Source organism: Prevotella sp. SGI.167 (assembly GCF_050313615.1).
GTDB lineage: Bacteria > Bacteroidota > Bacteroidia > Bacteroidales > Bacteroidaceae > Prevotella.
Genome location: NZ_JBNPLT010000135.1, coordinates 1 through 466, shown reverse-complemented (window position 1 = coordinate 466; position 466 = coordinate 1). Strand labels below are relative to the sequence as shown.

Sequence of the window (466 nt, the reverse complement as noted above, 5' to 3'; positions counted from 1 at the left end):
TGACTTCTCCGACAAGGCTGCGCTCAACCTGAAAATCAGGAATAACCGCAAGCTGAAGCCTATCGGCTATCTTCAGCAAGGATTGGGCTATGATGACCAGACGCTGTGGAAGAGTGATGTCTTCGCCATGCAAATCAACAAAAAGTCGCAGCAACTTTTGTCGATGAAGGCAAATGACACGGGCTTGACTTATAATACGTCGCAGACTTTCGGACTCGACCAAGTTTCTGATTTCTCATCTTTTACTTGGGATGGAATCAGCCTTTCGGCACAAGACATCCCTAGCGTGTCTTTGAACCGATATGTTGACAATAAGTCGGGAGAAGGAGCTTTCAACTCTCTCTTCAAGCTGAAGGACAAACGAACGCTTACTCTCAATTTGCGCTATGCTGGTGATGACCTGCACTACCAAAACCAGAAAAAATCCAGTATCTTCGTAGATGACAACCAGTATCAAGACTTCTCA

The 466-nt window shown here is 45.5% G+C and carries 1 pseudogene; it reads left to right on the top strand.

What is annotated here, in order from left to right:
- A pseudogene (locus tag ACQRBJ_RS16225) lies at window positions 1-466 on the top strand (hypothetical protein); the annotation flags it as partial.